This window comes from Staphylococcus felis (assembly GCF_003012915.1).
Lineage (GTDB): Bacteria > Bacillota > Bacilli > Staphylococcales > Staphylococcaceae > Staphylococcus > Staphylococcus felis.
This window is the reverse complement of sequence record NZ_CP027770.1, coordinates 1,682,293-1,699,262: the sequence shown is the minus strand read 5'-3', so window position 1 is coordinate 1,699,262 and position 16,970 is coordinate 1,682,293. Positions and strand designations below refer to the sequence as shown.

Here is a 16,970-nt window from a genome sequence, read left to right as displayed (position 1 = left end):
TCATTTCATATTTTGATCCTATATGCCGATATTTCTTTGTATCTATGTATAGACATATCACTTATTTAATGTAATTAGGATAAAAAGATGTGAAAAAAGAGAAATAAAATGTTTAAAACAGATGATATTTCGAAAAACAATGAATGGCATCCTAACACCTCTCTCCTTGTTCTTCACAGTTAGTAAAAAATCTGAGCCGAAAACATCGACTCAGATGAAAACAATTATTTTTCAAGTGTATTAATGTAATTAACAGCGTCTCCAACTGTATTGATTTTTTCAGCTTCTTCGTCTGGAATTTCAGTACCGAATTCATCTTCTAATTCCATTACTAACTCAGCGATATCAAGTGAATCTGCACCTAAATCATCTTTGAAAGATGCATCTTCAGTTACTTTATCAGCATCAACACCTAAACGATCAACAATGATATCTTTTACTTTATCGAAATTTTCCACAGTCTTTCACCTCCTTTAAAGGATTTAAGCTGTTGTAAAATCAACATATACGCTATCTTCAAATAAAAAACGATAGCTTTTTGTAACGTTCATCTTGTCTATAAACAACGCTTATACAACGATTTTTAATAGTTGACTGTTATATTTTGCCATTTTATTTTAAGAAATACAACCCATATCCGATAAACATTGTTGAAAACTCTGCATTTAAATCTCGGGTTATCATTTTCTTTAAAATAAGACAATTGGAACTGTCATATTCCAATTATTCCATATGCATACCACCGTTAACATGTATCGTTTGACCGGTAATATATGCTGCTTTGTCTGAAGCTAAAAATGCTACTGTATTTGCAATATCTTTATCTTCACCGAAACGACCAAGTGGAATTTGTGTTTTCATCGTTTCTTTTAACTCATCACTAAGTGCGTTTGTCATATCCGATACGATAAACCCCGGAGCTACAGCATTTACTGTAATATTACGGGAAGCAAGCTCACGAGCAGCTGTTTTTGTAATACCTATCACACCTGACTTTGTTGCAACATAGTTAATTTGACCAGGATTCCCAACAGCACCGACAACACTTGATAAGTTAATGATACGCCCTGAACGTTGCTTTAACATTTGAGGGGTTACTTTTTGAATACAATTGAAGACACCTTTTAAGTTTGTATCAATCACATCATCCCACTCTTGCTCTTTCATTCGCATTAATAAGTTATCTCTAGTGATACCTGCGTTATTGACAAGTACATCCAGTGAACCGAATGTTTTGACAACATCTTTTACCATTGCCTTAACTTCATCACCATTTGCAACGTTAGCTTGAATGGCAACGGCGTCAACACCTTTTTCTTTAATTTCATTGACAACCGCTTCTGCTTTATCTTTGCTACCTGCATAGTTGACTGCAACAGTATATCCTTCATCTGCAAGTTGTAATGCAATACTACGTCCTATCCCACGAGAGGCTCCTGTGACTAATGCTACTTTACTCATTTGCTAACCATTCCTTTACATCTTCGAGCGTTTGAATCGAAGTTATTTTTACGCTTCTATCTATCTTTTTAACTAATCCTGACAATACTTTGTTTGGACCAATCTCAATAAAGTGGTCTACACCTTGACTGATCAGATACTGAACTGAGTCAATAAATTGTACAGGCGAGTATAATTGTTTAATCATATGTTTTTTGATTGTTTCTCCGTTCGTTTCACCTTGAGCATGTACATTTTGAACAACTGGCACTGTGGCATCATGCCATTCAAATTGATTGATATATGCTTCAAAATCAGCTTCAATCACTTTCATCATTGAAGAATGGAAAGGTCCTGATACTTGTAAAGGTAAAACACGTTTAGCCCCTAAGGCCTTCCCTTCTGACACAAACTGATCAATTAATGACTGGTGACCAGAAACGACAATCTGACCTGGACAGTTAATATTAGCTGGTTCAATTCGTTCATCTTGCGTTGACAGTTTTTCACAAATGGCGCGCACTTCTTCTAAACTTAAGCCTAATACAGCCGCCATACTTCCTACGCCATTTGGAAATGCTTGAGACATTAACTCTCCACGACGACGAACGATTTTGACAGCATCTTCAAATTGCAGTACTCCGCTCATCACTAAACTTGAATATTCCCCAAGACTATGCCCTAAAGTATAATCAGATTGAGGACGACCCATCGCTTCATACAATGCAATACTGTGCGTTAATAACGCTGGCTGTGTATTTTCTGTTAATCCTAGTTTTTCATCTTTGTCTGTAAACATTGTTTCTAGAATATCAAAATCTGTATTTTTCTGGGCTTTTTCTAAAATGTGAGTCGCAGCTTCATTTGTTTGATATAAATCGTTTCCCATTCCTACTTTTTGGGCACCTTGACCAGGAAACATTAACACTGTTTTACTCATTTAACTCTCCCACCTTCTCACGCATATTTTCAACAATTTGGGTCTCAACAGCAATTTTAGCTTGCTTAATAGCAGAGTAAAATGCTTTAGCGTTAGAACTGCCATGAGCTTTGACTACGATGCCATCCAATCCTAATAAGACTGAACCACCATATTCCGAATAATCTAATTGCTTCGCTAATGCTTTAATATCTTTTTTCATAATGAGTGCGGCAATTTTATTTTTAAAGCTTGATAACAAATCATTTTTGACAATTTTGCCTACAGATTTTGCAATACCTTCAAGATTTTTCAAAATCATATTCCCTGTATAGCCATCTGTTACAATGACGTCTGCATCGTCTTCCATGATTGATTTAGCTTCAACATTACCTATAAAGTTAAATTGCTCAGTTTGAGACATAAGCTCATAAGTCTTTTTAGTTAAACTGTTTCCTTTTTGGGCCTCTGTTCCAATATTAAGTAATGCCACTCTAGGATTTTTGATATTCCGTAAATTCACAGCATAAATGTGACCGAGTAGCGCGTTTTGATACAAATGTTCAGCCTTGGCATCAGCATTTGCGCCAACATCTAAAAACACAACGCCCTTTCCGCTTACAGTTGGTAATGTCACGACGAGTGCCGGTCTTGAAACACCTGGCAAACGGCCAACAATAAATAGTCCAGCTGACATTAATGCACCTGTATTCCCAGCAGAGACACAGCCACCTGCTTCACCACTTTTTACAGCTTCTGCCATTTGAACCATTGAACTTTCTTTTTTACGTTTAATCGCACGTACTGGCTCATCTTCCATCGTGATTTTTTCAGACGTGTGACGTATTGTTACACGCGGATGATTGATTTGACATTGATTTTCATCACCAAATAATATGATTTCAAGATCCTCAAAATCATGAACTGCTTTTTCTACAGCTTCTAGAACGATTTGCGGTGCATCATCTCCACCCATCATATCTACTGCTATTTTTACCATCTTATTCATCCTCACTTATGTAATACATTTTAAACAGACCTTCAAAAACTTTCGTATCACCTACATAAGAAACAACGGTTATTTCATAATACTTTTCTCCTTGATATTCAACAGTGGCATAAGCTGATACAAGATCACCTAGTTTGACAGGATTCACAAAGTGTATATGACTTTCTTTTGTAAGTACTAACGCATGATTCACAATAGCGACACAAAGCGAGTTGGCTTGAGCAAAAATAATATGCCCTCTCGCAATATGTTTACGCGTAAAAACATCTTTTTGTGAAATCGTCAAAATGGACTGCGCCGATCGATTAGGCTCTAATGCGATAATATCTCCAATAATATCTTGATTTTCTAATGCGCTGATATTTTGATATTGTTCTTCGGCTACTTGTTTGATTCGCGTGCGCAATTCAGGAATTTGTAATTGACTCCGATCAAGACGAATCGTTTGAATACTGACGTGAAACATTTCACTGAGTGCTTGATCAGTCATAAACGGATTTTGATGGATTGTTTTCTCAATTAAAGCGCGTCTTTCATTTTTACTTTTTTTCACATCATCGCCACCCAAATTTAGTACCAAGTCTTAAATGACTCCATGTTATTTTAACATGTTCATCTTTATCTTCAAAGCAATTTAGTGTATCAAATCCTATCCCCCCATCTATCAAATTGAAAAGCTAATGATACAGTGTTACGTTCACTCGAAAATCACCTATTTATCATGAAAATATAGTGGCTGAGACATAAATACCTCAGTACTTGAAAATCTTCGAGGTTTTCATAAGCATTTACAAAAAATCTTGAGTTTTTCCTTTCAGTAAATGATACGAAAGTGTCTTATATCGAAATAATGACATGCATAAACGATGTATTGATGACGCGACTCCTGATGCTGTCCCCTCGGAAAGCGAAGTCATATAAGTTTTATCATAAAAGGAAGCGCTAAGACGCATTTTGATTAAAAATCATCTTAGCACTATTTATTTTGGGATTGATGTCCAGCCTCTAAATGTCATTTTATCATTTGCAGTCTTAATCAAAGCTTTGATGCAACATATGCAACTCTATAAACGCTCTTAGATTCTTAAATTCATCAGTGAAAAATGTCCCAGACTGTATCATTTCAGCTGCTTCATCACGCGCAACTTCCAACATTCGATAATCTTCAACCAAATTGCCGACAAGAAAGTCAGGTAAACCACTTTGTTTAACACCAAAAAAATCACCTGGACCTCTCATTTCTAAATCACGCTCGCTTAATTCGAAGCCATCATTTGTTTGCGTCATGATGGTCATTCGTTCAATCCCTGTTTCTGATTTGGGAGATGCTATCAGCACACAATAACTTTGTTGATCACTTCGTCCTACGCGCCCACGTAATTGATGTAAAGTAGACAATCCAAAACGATCTGCATCATAAATCATCATAAAGGTAGCATTAGGCACGTTCACACCTACTTCTACGACCGTTGTCGACACCAAGACATCTATTTGATGTGTGCTGAATTGGTGCATCACTTGTTCTTTTTCATCAGAACTCATTTTGCCATGAAGAATGCCAATTTGCCTATTTGGAAGTTGTGATTTAAGGTTTTCAAATAGTGCGATGACATTTTGAACATCTTCTAAATGCTCAGAACTTTCAATAAGCGGCGATATCACATAAGCTTGCCGGCCTTTCGCCAATTCACTTTCCATATGATTCAAAACCTTTTGGTAACCTTCATGTTTGACCCAATATGTTTCAATAGGTTTACGGCCTTTAGGCATACTTTTAATAGAGGATACATCCATTTCTCCAAAAACTGAAATGGCCAGCGTTCTAGGTATCGGTGTCGCTGTCATAAATAACACATTCGACAGTGCTCCTTTTTCCCTTAACTTCTGACGCTGTTGTACACCAAAGCGATGTTGTTCGTCTGTAATAACAAGTCCAACATTGTGAAATGCAACATCATCTTGAATAAGCGCATGTGTACCAATTAAACAATCGATGTCACCATTTACCAACTGTTCTAATAAAAGTGCACGCTTTTTTCCTTTTACTGAACCTGTCAATAAAGCGACATTCATTTGATTGCCAAATAAATCAACCAGATTATTCGCATGTTGTTCAGCGAGAATTTCCGTTGGCACCATTAACGCTGATTGATAGCCCGCCGTTTTTAATGCATACATACAAATCGCTGCGACTACCGTCTTTCCTGATCCTACATCTCCTTGCAACAATCGATGCATTCGAATAGGCGCTTTTAAATCTCTAAATATTTCATTGACACTTTGTTTTTGGCCATCTGTTAATTCGAATGGCAATTGTTGGATGAACTTTTTCACTTGCTCTAAATCATATTCCACCTCAACAGCATCATCAGATGATTTTTCGATACGGTTCAACCACTGCATACGTAGTTCAAACATAAAAAATTCTGTAAAAGCAAATGTACGTCTTGACTTCAGTAAGTCTTCTTTCGTTTTCGGTTGATGTAAAGCATGTAAAGTGTCATGTAATGTTTCCAATTTATATTTGGTTCTTAATTCATTTGGCAACCATTCACGTATCTTGACATCTGAAATGACACGGCGTATCAAATCTCTTAAAGTCTTTTGTTTAATGCCCTCTTTCACACGATAAATCGGCGTATACTGACTTTTGTCTATTTGTTCGTCATTAAAAATCATCTTTGAACCCTTAATTTCTTGCTTTCGTCTAGACCATTTTCCTTTAATGATGACTGATTGATGTAACTGTATCTTCTTTTTCAAAAAAGGTTGGTTGAAAAATACTGCCTTAACTGCAATATTATTAACAATCAAGTGAACTGTTAACTTAGAGCGATTGCGTCCAAAAAATGCGACAGTTGGCGTTGTATAAACTTCGCCTCTTACTGTCACATCCTCCTCATCTTTTGCTTCAGACAAATCGACTATTGTATTGTCTTCATATCGCGTCGGTAAGTACAAAATCAAATCTTCAATTGTATTAATGTTCATTTCATTTAATATCGCTAAACGTTTTGGGCCAAGTCCTTTTAATTCACTTAAGCTGTATGGATTTTCAATCAAACTGATTTTTGTCATATTTAATCACCAAAAATTTGTTGTTTTAAACGTTGACCAGTTGGCGTGCCGGCTAATCCTCCACGTCCAGTTTCTCGCAAAGCAGATGGCATTGTTTGACCAATTTTATACATCGCTTCAATTACTTCATCTGTTGGTATCCTCGATTCAACACCTGCTAGCGCCATATCTGCAGAAACGATAGCATTAGAAGCACCTGCTGCGTTCCTTTTGACACAAGGAACCTCTACTAAACCGGCAACCGGGTCACATACTAACCCCAACATGTTTTTCATACAAATAGCAAATGCTTCCGATGATTGCCTAGGTGTACCTCCTGCCGCTTCAACAATAGCTGCCGCAGCCATCGCAGCTGCTGAACCTACTTCTGCTTGACAGCCACCTGCAGCACCTGAAATTGATGCATTATTCGCAACAACAAAACCGAAAGCACCCGCCGTAAGTAAGAAATTCAACATATCTTGTCGTGTTAATTGTAATTGATTTTTAAGCGAAAATAAAACACCAGGTACAACACCTGCTGAACCAGCAGTAGGTGTCGCACATATTTTTCCCATTGCGGCATTGACTTCATTTGTAGCAACCGCTTTACTAACTGCATCCAGTAACGTATATCCAGAAAGGGCTCGTCCACTTTCAATATATTTTTGAAGTAATACGGCATCTCCCCCTGTCAAACCTGTTTTTGAAGTGACACCTTGAATGCCGTCATGAACTGCGTTTTCCATTGTTTCAAAATTTCGATTCATATATTCGTATACTTTTTCTTTAGACAAGCCTGTTACAGCCATTTCTTGTTCTAACATGACTTCATGTATCGCTTTATCTTCTGACTCACACTTAGCTATTAATTCCTTTACACTTTTAAACATATCTTCCCCTCCATTATGCATCTCCCATTAAAGAAACCGTTACAACACCAGGCACTTGCCGAATTTCATCGAGAGTTTGTGATGAAATATCATCATCGAGCTCACATGTCATCAATGCTTGGTCTCCTTTTTCTTTGCGGGAAACCTGCATACTACCAACATTAATACCATGATCACCTATAATATTTGCGACTTTTCCAATGGTCCCAAACGTATCCTGGTGGAAAACGAGTAGTGTCGGATAGTTGCCACTTATCGCAAGAGCAAATCCATTAATAGCGACAATTTCGATTTTGCCACCACCAATTGATACCCCTTCGACTGAAATATTCTTTTCGCCACGAGTCATGTCAATGATGGCAGTATTAGGGTGCGCACGTTCTTCAGTCATTTCAATAAAGTTGACACGAATATTTTCACTTTTCGCTGTTTCTAAACTGTTTTCGATTCGGTCATCATCCGTATCATATCCTAAAAGTCCCCCTACGAGTGCAACATCCGTACCGTGGCCTTTATATGTTTCCATAAACGAACCATATAAATAAATATCTACACGCTCTGGCTTTTCGCCAAATAAATCTTTAGCGACTAGACCAATCCTCACAGCTCCTGCCGTGTGTGACGATGAAGGTCCAACCATCGTTGGTCCAATAATATCAAAAACACTTTTATATTTCATTTTGCTCCCCCTTGTTTATAACACATCATCAAATCTATTATAGCAATTGATAAAATTTTAATAAATATTATGAAAAATGATTGCAATTTATCATTTATCAATTTTTATTATTTAAGGTATACCCTTTTTTACATTAAAAAAGCACAGATTTAATGCTCGTATCATCTCAGCTTCATTCAAACCTTAAATGATACTAGAACACATCTGTGCATCTTTGTTATCAACTATTCAACAGCAAATAAAAATGGATAAATGGGTTGATGTCCATTTTGAATCTCAACCTCGACTTCATCATAATGCTCATCAACATATGACTCTATCCAATCAATTTGAGATTGCTCAGCTTCTTCTCCAACAATCACTGTTAAAATTTCACTGTCACTCTTTAACATCGTATCTAATGTCTTTTGAAGAACGATATTTGGGTCACGATCGCTTACTACTATTTTGTCTTCAACAAGTCCCATAAAAGCATCTTTTTCGATATTAATGCCGTCTATTTTAGTATCTCGAACTGCATAAGTCATTGAACCTGATTGAACGTCTGCTAGTGCAGATGTCATCACTTCATGATTTGTTTCAAGACTCGCTTGTTGATCATAATGGAACATCGCAGCAATACCTTGTGGTACAGTCTTCGTAGGCACGACAACTGCTTCAATATCTACTATTTCAGTTGCTTGTTGACTCGCCATTTGAATGTTCTTATTATTTGGTAAAATAATTGCACGTTTGCAACCACTCTCATTGATTACATTGACAATATCCTCAGTTGATGGGTTCATGGTTTGCCCCCCATTAATGACATGAGTCGCACCCATTGATTTGAAAAGTTCAGATATACCCTCACCCATTGAAATGGTGATAATAGCTGTTTCAACATCATTCTTTGATTGTGTTTTAGGTTCTCCTTTAGATTGGTGAGAACGTTCTTTTCGTAACACTTCACGATGTTGTTCACGCATATTTTCTGCTTTAACTTTAATCAGTTCCCCGAATTCTTGTCCAAATGTGAATACTTTACCAGGTGTTTCAGTGTGCACATGAACTTTTACGATTTCATCATCACTGATGACTAATAAAGAATCGCCAAACTGACTCATCGCCTCTCTAAAATCCGCTTCGTTGAATGGTTTTTTATCAGATTGGAAACGTACCATCATCTCAGTACAATAGCCGTATACGATGTCCTCAGTATTAATAACACCGTGAAAGTCATGTTCATCATTAAATAATGTTTCTGTGTCTACTTTAGGTGTTTGCGCTGCTATCGTTTCACCTTTCATCGCTTTAAGGAAACCTTCATACACAAGTGTCAGACCTTTACCCCCACTATCTACAACGCCTACTTCCTTTAAAACAGGTAATAAATTAGGCGTGTTATCGAGAGATTTTTGAGCCGCTTCATAAACTGCTTCCATAATTTCTAAACAATCATTCGTTTCTTCTGCTTTTTCGACAGCTACTTTACCTGCATCTTTAGCTACTGTTAAAATAGTCCCTTCAACAGGCTTCATCACAGCTTTATATGCCGTTTGAACTCCCGCATCAAAGCTTTGTGCAAATTGTTTTGCATCTATTTCACTGTATTCTTCTAATGCTTTTGAAAAGCCTCTAAAAATTTGAGATAAAATAACACCTGAATTCCCACGAGCTCCCATAAGTAGTCCTTTTGAAAAGACTTTACCTAATTGACCAATATGACTAGAAGGATTGTTTTGTACTTCGTCTCTTCCTGATGTCATTGAAAGGTTCATATTTGTTCCAGTATCGCCATCTGGTACTGGATATACATTTAATGCATCAACCATATCTGCATTATTTGATAAATTTTGAGCCCCTTGTATAATCATTTCGGCAAACAAATTACCGTTGATTTTCGTAATCATGCAAACGTCCTCCTATTTATCCTTCTTGTCATGATTGAAACGTACACCTTGTACGAATATATTCACAGAATTTACAGTAAGTTTAAGTGTGTGCTCTAATGTATATTTCACAGTAGACTGAACATTTTGAGCAACTTCAGAAATTTTAACACCATAACTAACAATGATATACATATCAACGTCTAATATACCATCGTTCTCCCGTACTACAATGCCTTTAGCATAGTTTTCATGTCCTAATATTTCTGCAATACCATCTCTTACTTGTTGTCGTGACGCCATACCCACGATGCCATAACATTCAACAGCCTTTCCTCCAACTACAGATGCAATCACTTCATTTGATATATCAATACTGCCATAATCATTTGTAATTTCCAATGTCATCACAATTGCCTCCTCACTATATGAGTCTCTACGTGTTTCGTTAGTATTTATTTGGTAAATTCATTAAAGTCTGTTCATATTTCACTATATTACAATATTTTATAATACTGTGTGCCAAAATGAAACTCATATTATGTTTGTTCAACGTATCACTTTTAAGATGTGAATAGAATAGCTACAATTAAAGTATATAATCACAATTGTAAATTATAACAGAAAATACTGTCATCACAAAGACATTTCTAAAAATCACAGTAAATTTCCATTGCACAACTGTCTCCTTTATGGTATATTACGTTAGTATGTAGTAGCAAAGTGTATTTGTATTTCTTAAAGGAGGTACGATGATGGGTAAAGAATGTTTCGTAACAGGACGTAAAGCTTCAACAGGTAACAGACGTTCACACGCTTTAAACTCGACTAAGCGTCGTTGGAATGCTAACTTACAAAAAGTTAGAATTCTTGTTGATGGTAAACCTAAAAAAGTTTGGGTTTCAGCACGTGCTTTAAAATCAGGTAAAGTTACTCGTGTATAATTCAGTTATCGATATAAACGGAATCTTTATGTGGAAGATTTCGTTTAACTTTTAGACAAACCAATCTTATTGAAATAAGAAGGTTTGTCTTTTTTTGATTTTAAATGTAACTTTGAAGCATCTAAGACAAAATAACGGTTCTATAGTAAATCGGACTGGTGTATAAATAATTTCATTTATTTGATTGTTCCATAAAGCCTCGCTTTTCTAGGCGCCTCAGAAGTCTCGGCTTAGGAATCAATCAAATTTACTATATTTATTCACACCCCTAAGTTATAAAATATGTTTTACCAACTCAATTTTACTGATTTATGTCGTATTAAAAGAGGCATTAATGTTCAAGACTTTATGATGACACAACGAAAAAGGCGTTAAGCAATCCATTATTGCATAACGCCTTAATTTAATGAAACCAGTCCAATTTGACTGAGAGGTAAAATAACTCAGTAAATATATGTATGGACGATTCCTCAGAACGACAGATTTTCATCACGTACAAAGTATTGATGACGAGACTCCTGAGGTTGTTCCTCCTGAAAGCGAAGTCACATCATAAAAAGAAGCGCTAAGACGCATTTTTATGGGTAAACATTATAAATTTGAAATCAAGTTAAAAATAGTTCAGGAATATTTAAATAGTAGTTTAGGATATGAGAAATTAGCTAAAAAATATAGTATATCTCATTATTCTATACTTCAAAGATGGGTTAACCAGTATTTGGAATTTGGACCAAAAGGATTAGATAAAAAATTGCAGAATAAAGAATATACTAGAGATTTTAAAGTATCTGTTTTAAGATTTAGACAAGAAAATAAATTGTCTTATCGAGAAACAGCCAATCACTTTAAAATTTCTAATCCAGCTATGTTAGCCGTTTGGCAGCGTAAATTTAATGAAGAAGGTATTCTCGGTTTAGACAATAAACAGAGAGGACGTCCTTCTAAAATGAAAAGAAAGCAGACAAAAGTTAAACCAGATAATCATTTACCATTAAAAGAAGATGAACGCGAAGAATTAGAAAGACTTAGAAATGAAAATGAAATGTTGAAAGCAGGTATCGCTTATCAAAAAAAGTTACAACGCTTGACCCAACATTACGGAAGCAAACATCCGAAAAAGTAAAGGTCATTAAAGAATTACATGAAATGTATCAATTTGGGTTAAGCCTTCTGTTTGAAGTTACAGAAATAGCTAAATCCGTGTACTACTACTGGCTTGAACGTTTCAAAAAACCTAAAAAAGATATAGATATAGTTGAATCTATTAAGCAAATTTGTAAAGAAAGTGATTATACTTATGGTTATCGTCGAGTTACTCAAGCATTGGCTAATAAAGGAATGACAGTCAATCATAAGAAAGTAAGACGAATTATGAAAGAACACCATTTAACATGTACGAAATTTAAGCATAAAACAAGAAAATACAATTCTTATAGAGGAACTATAGGTAAAGTAGCTAAAAATATATTAAAACGTCGTTTTAATACAGATCGACCTTATCAAAAAGTGGTTACAGACATTACAGAATTTAAATTACGCGATGGAACAAAGGCCTATTTATCACCTTTTATGGACTTATATAACTTGGAAATCTTAAGTTATCGTATATCAAAGCGTCCTACTATAGATATTGTTATTGAACCTTTAACTGAATTACTAGCAATGAGACCGCAACTTTTTTATCGAATGACAATTCATTCAGATCAAGGATGGCATTATCAAAATAGAAACTATATTGAGTCATTAAAAGAACATGATGTATTTCAAAGTATGTCTAGAAAAGGCAATTGCTTAGATAATGCCTCAATGGAAAACTTCTTTGGGTTATTAAAGCAAGAAATGTATTATGGACAATCATTTGAAACATTCCAAGAATTAGAACAATCAATTCATAAATATATCAATTTTTATAACAATACAAGAATTAAAGCAAAATTAAAAGGCTTGTCTCCTACACAATATAGGAAACAAACCTTTGAAATTGTATACTAAACCAAAGTACAACTTTTGGGGTTCAGTACAAAAATCATCTTAGCGCTATTTATTTTGGGATTGATGTCCTAGCCTCTTCAAGCTATAATCTATAAAATAATACGAATCAATCATTTCGTTTATTTTTCTCTCTACATGCTTTAAGTCAACATTTAATCTCGACTACGAATCTGATAAACTAGTCCCTTATGCACCTCAATGACCCCATAATGACTTTCAAATTCGTTTGAAATGGTTAACGTTGAACCTTCGCACAACACTTCATGATGCAAATCATACTTAAAACCACTTAACGACAAAATCACCTCATCAGAAGTTGGGATAAAAGAGATGTAATCATACATCTTTTTGTGTCTTTTTTTATATACACCTGGTGTTAACAATTCAATGACATTCTTATCATCAATAATCTGAATCTTTAATGATTGATAATGAGGATACTTAAGAAGTTGCATTGCTCCCATGAAATGATCTAATCTCGCACCAGTAGCACCATAAATTTTTATCGTCTGGTATCCCATATTAACTGCTTTATTAACTGCGATTGCAAGGTCCGTATCCGCTTTTTCAGCAGGTTCCGGATTAATATTTATACGTTCATTAATCCATGCTCGCTCTTGAGCTGAAATGGAGTCAAAATCGCCAACTGCAAATTTGGGTTGAATATTCGCTTCAAGTAATGCAATTGTTCCGCTATCGACACCTGCCCAGTTTTCATTTACTTTTCTTGAAAGAATGCTTTTCGGTAATTGACGTCGGCTACATAACAAATGAATACTTTTTTTCATGAATTACTCCCCACTCTTTAATATATTCACAGCCTCTTGATAATTCGTTTGACTAAAGAAATATGATCCAGCAACTAACCAATCTGCGCCAGCCTCTATCACTTGAGTTGATGTATCGGCATTGATACCACCATCAACTTCAATTTTAAATGAAAGCTGATGTTTTTGTCTAAGGATTGAAAGTTGTTTAATTTTTTCTAAAGTATGCTTGATAAACACTTGTCCACCAAAGCCAGGATTAACAGACATCACTAAAACATAGTCAACATCATGTAGAATAGAATCAATAGCATCAACTGGCGTACCTGGATTAATAACTACACCCGCTTCAACGTCATGCGCTTTTATTTTTTGAATTGCACGGTGAATGTGCGGTGTCGCTTCTATGTGAACAGAGAGCTTGTTTGCTCCTTTTTTACAAAACATATCGATATAATCCTCTGGAGATGAAATCATTAAATGAACATCTATCGGTAATGTCGTGTGAGGTCGAATCGCTTCAAGGATTGGAAAGCCAATTGAAATATTGGGTACAAATTGCCCATCCATAACATCAAAGTGCAAACCATCTACACCCGATGCTTCAAGTTGCGCCAATTCTTTGTTGAGATTCAAAAAATCTGCTGATAATAATGAGGGATATACTTCTGTCATTTAGTATCGTACCTTTCGATTTGAAATTTCATTGTATAATTGAACATAATGTTCATAACGGAATTCAGCAATTTGGTTGTCTTGTACTTTTTGTTTTACAGCACATTTAGGCTCATTCATATGATAACAATTCCTAAACTTACAATCTTGGCCAGTTTGACTCATCTCTAAAAAATAATCTCGCAAATCTTCTTTTTCGATATGCGAAAAATCTAACGCACTAAATCCTGGCGTGTCAGCTATAAAGCCGTGCTCTCTTTGAAATAATTCAACATGTCTTGTCGTATGTTTCCCTCGATTCAATGATTGCGATATTGCATTTGTTTCTAAATGAAGGTCTGGACGATAATGATTAATTAATGTGGACTTCCCAACACCTGATTGACCACTCAAAACGGCAAGTCCAGGCTCCCATTCCTGGACGATTTCTGATATATCATCACCAATCCCAATAAATTGGGTTTGATAACCTATGAGTTCATAAACAGATAATAGATTTTGAATATCTTGATGTTTCGATTCAGATATTAAATCTTTCTTGGTAATCACGATACGTGGCGTTAACCCATAAGAATGTGCAATCACTAAAAATCGATCCAATAACTGCGTCGAAAAATCAGGTTCTACCGCGCTCATCACAATGACTAATAAATCAATATTACTGACTGGCGGTCTTTTTAGTTCATTACGTCGCTCGTGTATGTGTTGAATGTAGCCTGATGTATATGTTTCAACATCTATATCGACAATATCACCGACGATTGGGGTTATTTGCTTTTTTCTAAATAGTCCTCTAGGTTTAGCGTCGTACATTGTTCCATCTACATCAATGCGATATACGCCACTTAAAGATCTAATAATTTGACCTGTTTTCAAACTCACACCTCTTTTTTATTGTCATGATACGTACCTATTATAACAAAATGATATGCATAAAACATATATATTAAACAATCCATTCAAATAGACGCTTTGTACCTATCTCATCAATACCACATTCCTATTAAATAATAATTCCACAAAAAATTGCACCTCTATTAAAGTAAGTTTTCCTTTACTCATCTTGGAATGAAGACAACAGCACTGCATTTAAAACATCTTTAAGTGAGGTCGTATATGCGTTTAAAGATTGTTCTACATGCCTTACATTCTCAAATAAAGGCCTTACTTACTATAAAAGAGATGCATACGCGTATTGAAATTGTGTTTAGACTTCGCACAGAACGCAACCCACACGTAAAATCACTTCTTAAATTTTACAAAACTGCAAGGATTCTGTTGAGCAGTCAGAATTGAACTTCGATGACCCCTTTTTAAGTCGCGAAAGTTGAGGTATCCAGTACAACATCAATATATTATCGTCTAGGTCTAACATTACGAATGACTGTGCCACTTGTCACCTTACCTGGAAATTGATCTAATTTAACAGATAAATCTTGGGTAGGCACGCTAAAATCTATTTTATTTGCAAAATAATTAATCGTTTCTTCCATCACAATAACTGTCATCCATTCACCTGCACATCGGTGGTTCGTATAGAAATCTCCTCCACCTTGAGGAATCAAATCAAACGGGCTACCATCCCAATCTTCAAAACGGTTCGGGTTAAACTGATATGGATTTTCGAACAATTTCGGATCATGCGTTGTGCCAAATACATCTAAAATAATCAAAGTGTTCTTCTTTAATGAATAACCGTCAAATTCAATATTTTGCTTCAAGCGACCTGGCAAGAATGGAACAAAAGGAAAGATTCGACGTACTTCTTGTGCAAACTTATATGCATAATTTTGATCCTTTGTCACTTGTAACTTTAAACGTTCTTGATCAAACTCTATTAAGGCTTTGACAGCATAACTTACAAAACGATTGACCGCTACTAAAGGACGCACCACATTCATTAAATCAACTGCACATAAATGTAAGTCCATTGGCTTATCATTTAGATCTTTCCAATGCGCAAACTCATAAAGCGCTGTGTTAGGTGCTGCATATTGCTCACCTTCTCGTACCGCTTTAATTTGATGCTCTAAAAATTTTTCGACACGTTCACGCGCTTTTTTAGCTTTTTTATAACCAGCGGGAGATTGTCCTAATGCACTAAACGAATCAATGAGCAAATCCATATCTTTAGCATTCTGTACTGCTTCTTCGTGCGTTTGCTTTAATCCTGCCCAGCGAAATCCAATTTTTGTTAATAATAAAGTTGCTTCTTCATAGACATTAACTTCATCCATATCTTCCATACGTTGTGTATGTGCGAACCAATAATTACGTGTTAGTTCTCTGAGATATTTTAAATTTTTAGTAGTCATCAACGACATAAATAGTGCTTTACGATCAACATGTTGTTTCCCCTCTGTAGTATGAATGGCGCCCTGACCAAACAAAGTATTCACAATACGCTTAGGTAATGCACCTTTACGAGATATCTTTTCATTATCATAAAACAACTCAGCTGCTTTTTTACCACTCACTACAAGGACTTTTTTCATACCTAATGCTCTTGTTTCAAATATATTTGTATCAAATGCTTCAAGACGACGAGGAACATATGTGTATGCCTCTTTTACTATTTTCAAAGTATTGTCTAGCCCTTTATCTTTTGGTATTTTGTTCATTTCGTAAGCCCCCAAATTCATTCATATTAATGTTTCAATCCTTTATTTAACTATAACCTATTCACCCCATCCCTTTCAAAACAAACCTTATTACATAGCTCATACC

Annotated in this window: 17 protein-coding genes; 3 read left to right on the top strand and 14 right to left on the bottom strand. The window is 35.6% G+C overall.

Annotated features, from left to right (window positions below; all coding sequences use genetic code 11):
- Window positions 1-224: 224 nt before the first annotated feature.
- From C7J90_RS07945 to C7J90_RS07900, 10 genes are all read right to left on the bottom strand, one after another.
- On the bottom strand, window positions 225-458 hold the full coding sequence (locus C7J90_RS07945; RefSeq protein WP_019165520.1) for an acyl carrier protein: 234 nt from the start codon (window positions 456-458) through the stop codon (window positions 225-227).
- Between the two features lie 265 nt (window positions 459-723).
- On the bottom strand, window positions 724-1,461 hold the full coding sequence (gene fabG, locus C7J90_RS07940) for a 3-oxoacyl-[acyl-carrier-protein] reductase (protein WP_103210434.1): 738 nt from the start codon (window positions 1,459-1,461) through the stop codon (window positions 724-726).
- Window positions 1,454-2,380 (bottom strand): ACP S-malonyltransferase, encoded by a 927-nt coding sequence (fabD, locus tag C7J90_RS07935; RefSeq protein ID WP_103210432.1) that lies wholly within the window; start codon window positions 2,378-2,380, stop codon window positions 1,454-1,456. The genes fabG and fabD overlap by 8 nt, the downstream gene beginning before the upstream one ends.
- Window positions 2,373-3,359 (bottom strand): phosphate acyltransferase PlsX, encoded by a 987-nt coding sequence (gene plsX, locus C7J90_RS07930; RefSeq protein ID WP_103210430.1) that lies wholly within the window; start codon window positions 3,357-3,359, stop codon window positions 2,373-2,375. The genes fabD and plsX overlap by 8 nt, the downstream gene beginning before the upstream one ends.
- A gap of 1 nt (window position 3,360) precedes the next feature.
- Window positions 3,361-3,921, bottom strand: a complete 561-nt coding sequence (fapR, locus tag C7J90_RS07925; RefSeq protein ID WP_167388995.1) for a transcription factor FapR — start codon at window positions 3,919-3,921, stop codon at window positions 3,361-3,363.
- Window positions 3,922-4,400: 479 nt separating this feature from the next.
- Complete coding sequence (gene recG / locus C7J90_RS07920) at window positions 4,401-6,446, bottom strand: ATP-dependent DNA helicase RecG (RefSeq protein ID WP_103210427.1); 2,046 nt, start codon at window positions 6,444-6,446, stop codon at window positions 4,401-4,403.
- Between the two features lie 2 nt (window positions 6,447-6,448).
- Window positions 6,449-7,318 (bottom strand): L-serine ammonia-lyase, iron-sulfur-dependent, subunit alpha, encoded by an 870-nt coding sequence (sdaAA, locus tag C7J90_RS07915; protein WP_103210425.1) that lies wholly within the window; start codon window positions 7,316-7,318, stop codon window positions 6,449-6,451.
- A 13-nt stretch (window positions 7,319-7,331) separates the two neighbouring features.
- Window positions 7,332-7,997 (bottom strand): L-serine ammonia-lyase, iron-sulfur-dependent subunit beta, encoded by a 666-nt coding sequence (gene sdaAB, locus C7J90_RS07910; protein ID WP_103210423.1) that lies wholly within the window; start codon window positions 7,995-7,997, stop codon window positions 7,332-7,334.
- A 224-nt stretch (window positions 7,998-8,221) separates the two neighbouring features.
- The gene (gene fakA / locus C7J90_RS07905; RefSeq protein WP_103210422.1) at window positions 8,222-9,886 is read right to left on the bottom strand and encodes a fatty acid kinase catalytic subunit FakA; all 1,665 of its coding nucleotides are present in this window, start codon (window positions 9,884-9,886) and stop codon (window positions 8,222-8,224) included.
- A gap of 12 nt (window positions 9,887-9,898) precedes the next feature.
- Window positions 9,899-10,273: an Asp23/Gls24 family envelope stress response protein gene (locus C7J90_RS07900; protein WP_103210420.1), complete on the bottom strand. Its 375-nt coding sequence runs from the start codon at window positions 10,271-10,273 to the stop codon at window positions 9,899-9,901.
- 347 nt (window positions 10,274-10,620) lie between these two features.
- Between C7J90_RS07900 and rpmB the strand changes: the two genes are divergently transcribed.
- The 3 genes from rpmB (at window position 10,621) to C7J90_RS07885 (ending at window position 12,801) form a co-directional block, all read left to right on the top strand.
- Window positions 10,621-10,809, top strand: a complete 189-nt coding sequence (gene rpmB, locus C7J90_RS07895; RefSeq protein ID WP_086429264.1) for a 50S ribosomal protein L28 — start codon at window positions 10,621-10,623, stop codon at window positions 10,807-10,809.
- A gap of 580 nt (window positions 10,810-11,389) precedes the next feature.
- A complete protein-coding gene (locus C7J90_RS07890) occupies window positions 11,390-11,932 on the top strand; it encodes a helix-turn-helix domain-containing protein (RefSeq protein ID WP_232618805.1) in 543 nt (180 codons plus the stop codon).
- A gap of 23 nt (window positions 11,933-11,955) precedes the next feature.
- Window positions 11,956-12,801 (top strand): IS3 family transposase, encoded by an 846-nt coding sequence (locus C7J90_RS07885; RefSeq protein ID WP_116093958.1) that lies wholly within the window; start codon window positions 11,956-11,958, stop codon window positions 12,799-12,801.
- A 152-nt stretch (window positions 12,802-12,953) separates the two neighbouring features.
- On the opposite strand, the gene C7J90_RS07880 is transcribed toward C7J90_RS07885, so the two are convergent.
- The 4 genes from C7J90_RS07880 to C7J90_RS07865 all read right to left on the bottom strand — a co-directional run bounded on the left by C7J90_RS07880 (window position 12,954) and on the right by C7J90_RS07865 (window position 16,864).
- On the bottom strand, window positions 12,954-13,589 hold the full coding sequence (locus C7J90_RS07880) for a thiamine diphosphokinase (protein WP_103208798.1): 636 nt from the start codon (window positions 13,587-13,589) through the stop codon (window positions 12,954-12,956).
- A gap of 3 nt (window positions 13,590-13,592) precedes the next feature.
- Window positions 13,593-14,243, bottom strand: a complete 651-nt coding sequence (gene rpe, locus C7J90_RS07875) for a ribulose-phosphate 3-epimerase (RefSeq protein WP_103208796.1) — start codon at window positions 14,241-14,243, stop codon at window positions 13,593-13,595.
- Window positions 14,244-15,119: a ribosome small subunit-dependent GTPase A gene (gene rsgA, locus C7J90_RS07870; RefSeq protein ID WP_103208794.1), complete on the bottom strand. Its 876-nt coding sequence runs from the start codon at window positions 15,117-15,119 to the stop codon at window positions 14,244-14,246. It lies immediately after the preceding gene.
- Between the two features lie 479 nt (window positions 15,120-15,598).
- The gene (locus C7J90_RS07865) at window positions 15,599-16,864 is read right to left on the bottom strand and encodes a cytochrome P450 (RefSeq protein ID WP_103208793.1); all 1,266 of its coding nucleotides are present in this window, start codon (window positions 16,862-16,864) and stop codon (window positions 15,599-15,601) included.
- Window positions 16,865-16,970: the final 106 nt, after the last annotated feature.

Coding starts and splice junctions, on each gene's coding strand:
- fabG (WP_103210434.1), bottom strand. CDS start 1,461: ATGAGTAAAGTAGCATTAGTCACAGGAGCCTCTCGTGGGATAGGACGT.
- fabD (WP_103210432.1), bottom strand. CDS start 2,380: ATGAGTAAAACAGTGTTAATGTTTCCTGGTCAAGGTGCCCAAAAAGTA.
- plsX (WP_103210430.1), bottom strand. CDS start 3,359: ATGGTAAAAATAGCAGTAGATATGATGGGTGGAGATGATGCACCGCAA.
- recG (WP_103210427.1), bottom strand. CDS start 6,446: ATGACAAAAATCAGTTTGATTGAAAATCCATACAGCTTAAGTGAATTA.
- sdaAA (WP_103210425.1), bottom strand. CDS start 7,318: ATGTTTAAAAGTGTAAAGGAATTAATAGCTAAGTGTGAGTCAGAAGAT.
- sdaAB (WP_103210423.1), bottom strand. CDS start 7,997: ATGAAATATAAAAGTGTTTTTGATATTATTGGACCAACGATGGTTGGA.
- fakA (WP_103210422.1), bottom strand. CDS start 9,886: ATGATTACGAAAATCAACGGTAATTTGTTTGCCGAAATGATTATACAA.
- C7J90_RS07900 (WP_103210420.1), bottom strand. CDS start 10,273: ATGACATTGGAAATTACAAATGATTATGGCAGTATTGATATATCAAAT.
- rpmB (WP_086429264.1), top strand. CDS start 10,621: ATGGGTAAAGAATGTTTCGTAACAGGACGTAAAGCTTCAACAGGTAAC.
- C7J90_RS07890 (WP_232618805.1), top strand. CDS start 11,390: ATGGGTAAACATTATAAATTTGAAATCAAGTTAAAAATAGTTCAGGAA.
- C7J90_RS07885 (WP_116093958.1), top strand. CDS start 11,956: ATGTATCAATTTGGGTTAAGCCTTCTGTTTGAAGTTACAGAAATAGCT.
- C7J90_RS07880 (WP_103208798.1), bottom strand. CDS start 13,589: ATGAAAAAAAGTATTCATTTGTTATGTAGCCGACGTCAATTACCGAAA.
- rpe (WP_103208796.1), bottom strand. CDS start 14,243: ATGACAGAAGTATATCCCTCATTATTATCAGCAGATTTTTTGAATCTC.
- C7J90_RS07865 (WP_103208793.1), bottom strand. CDS start 16,864: ATGAACAAAATACCAAAAGATAAAGGGCTAGACAATACTTTGAAAATA.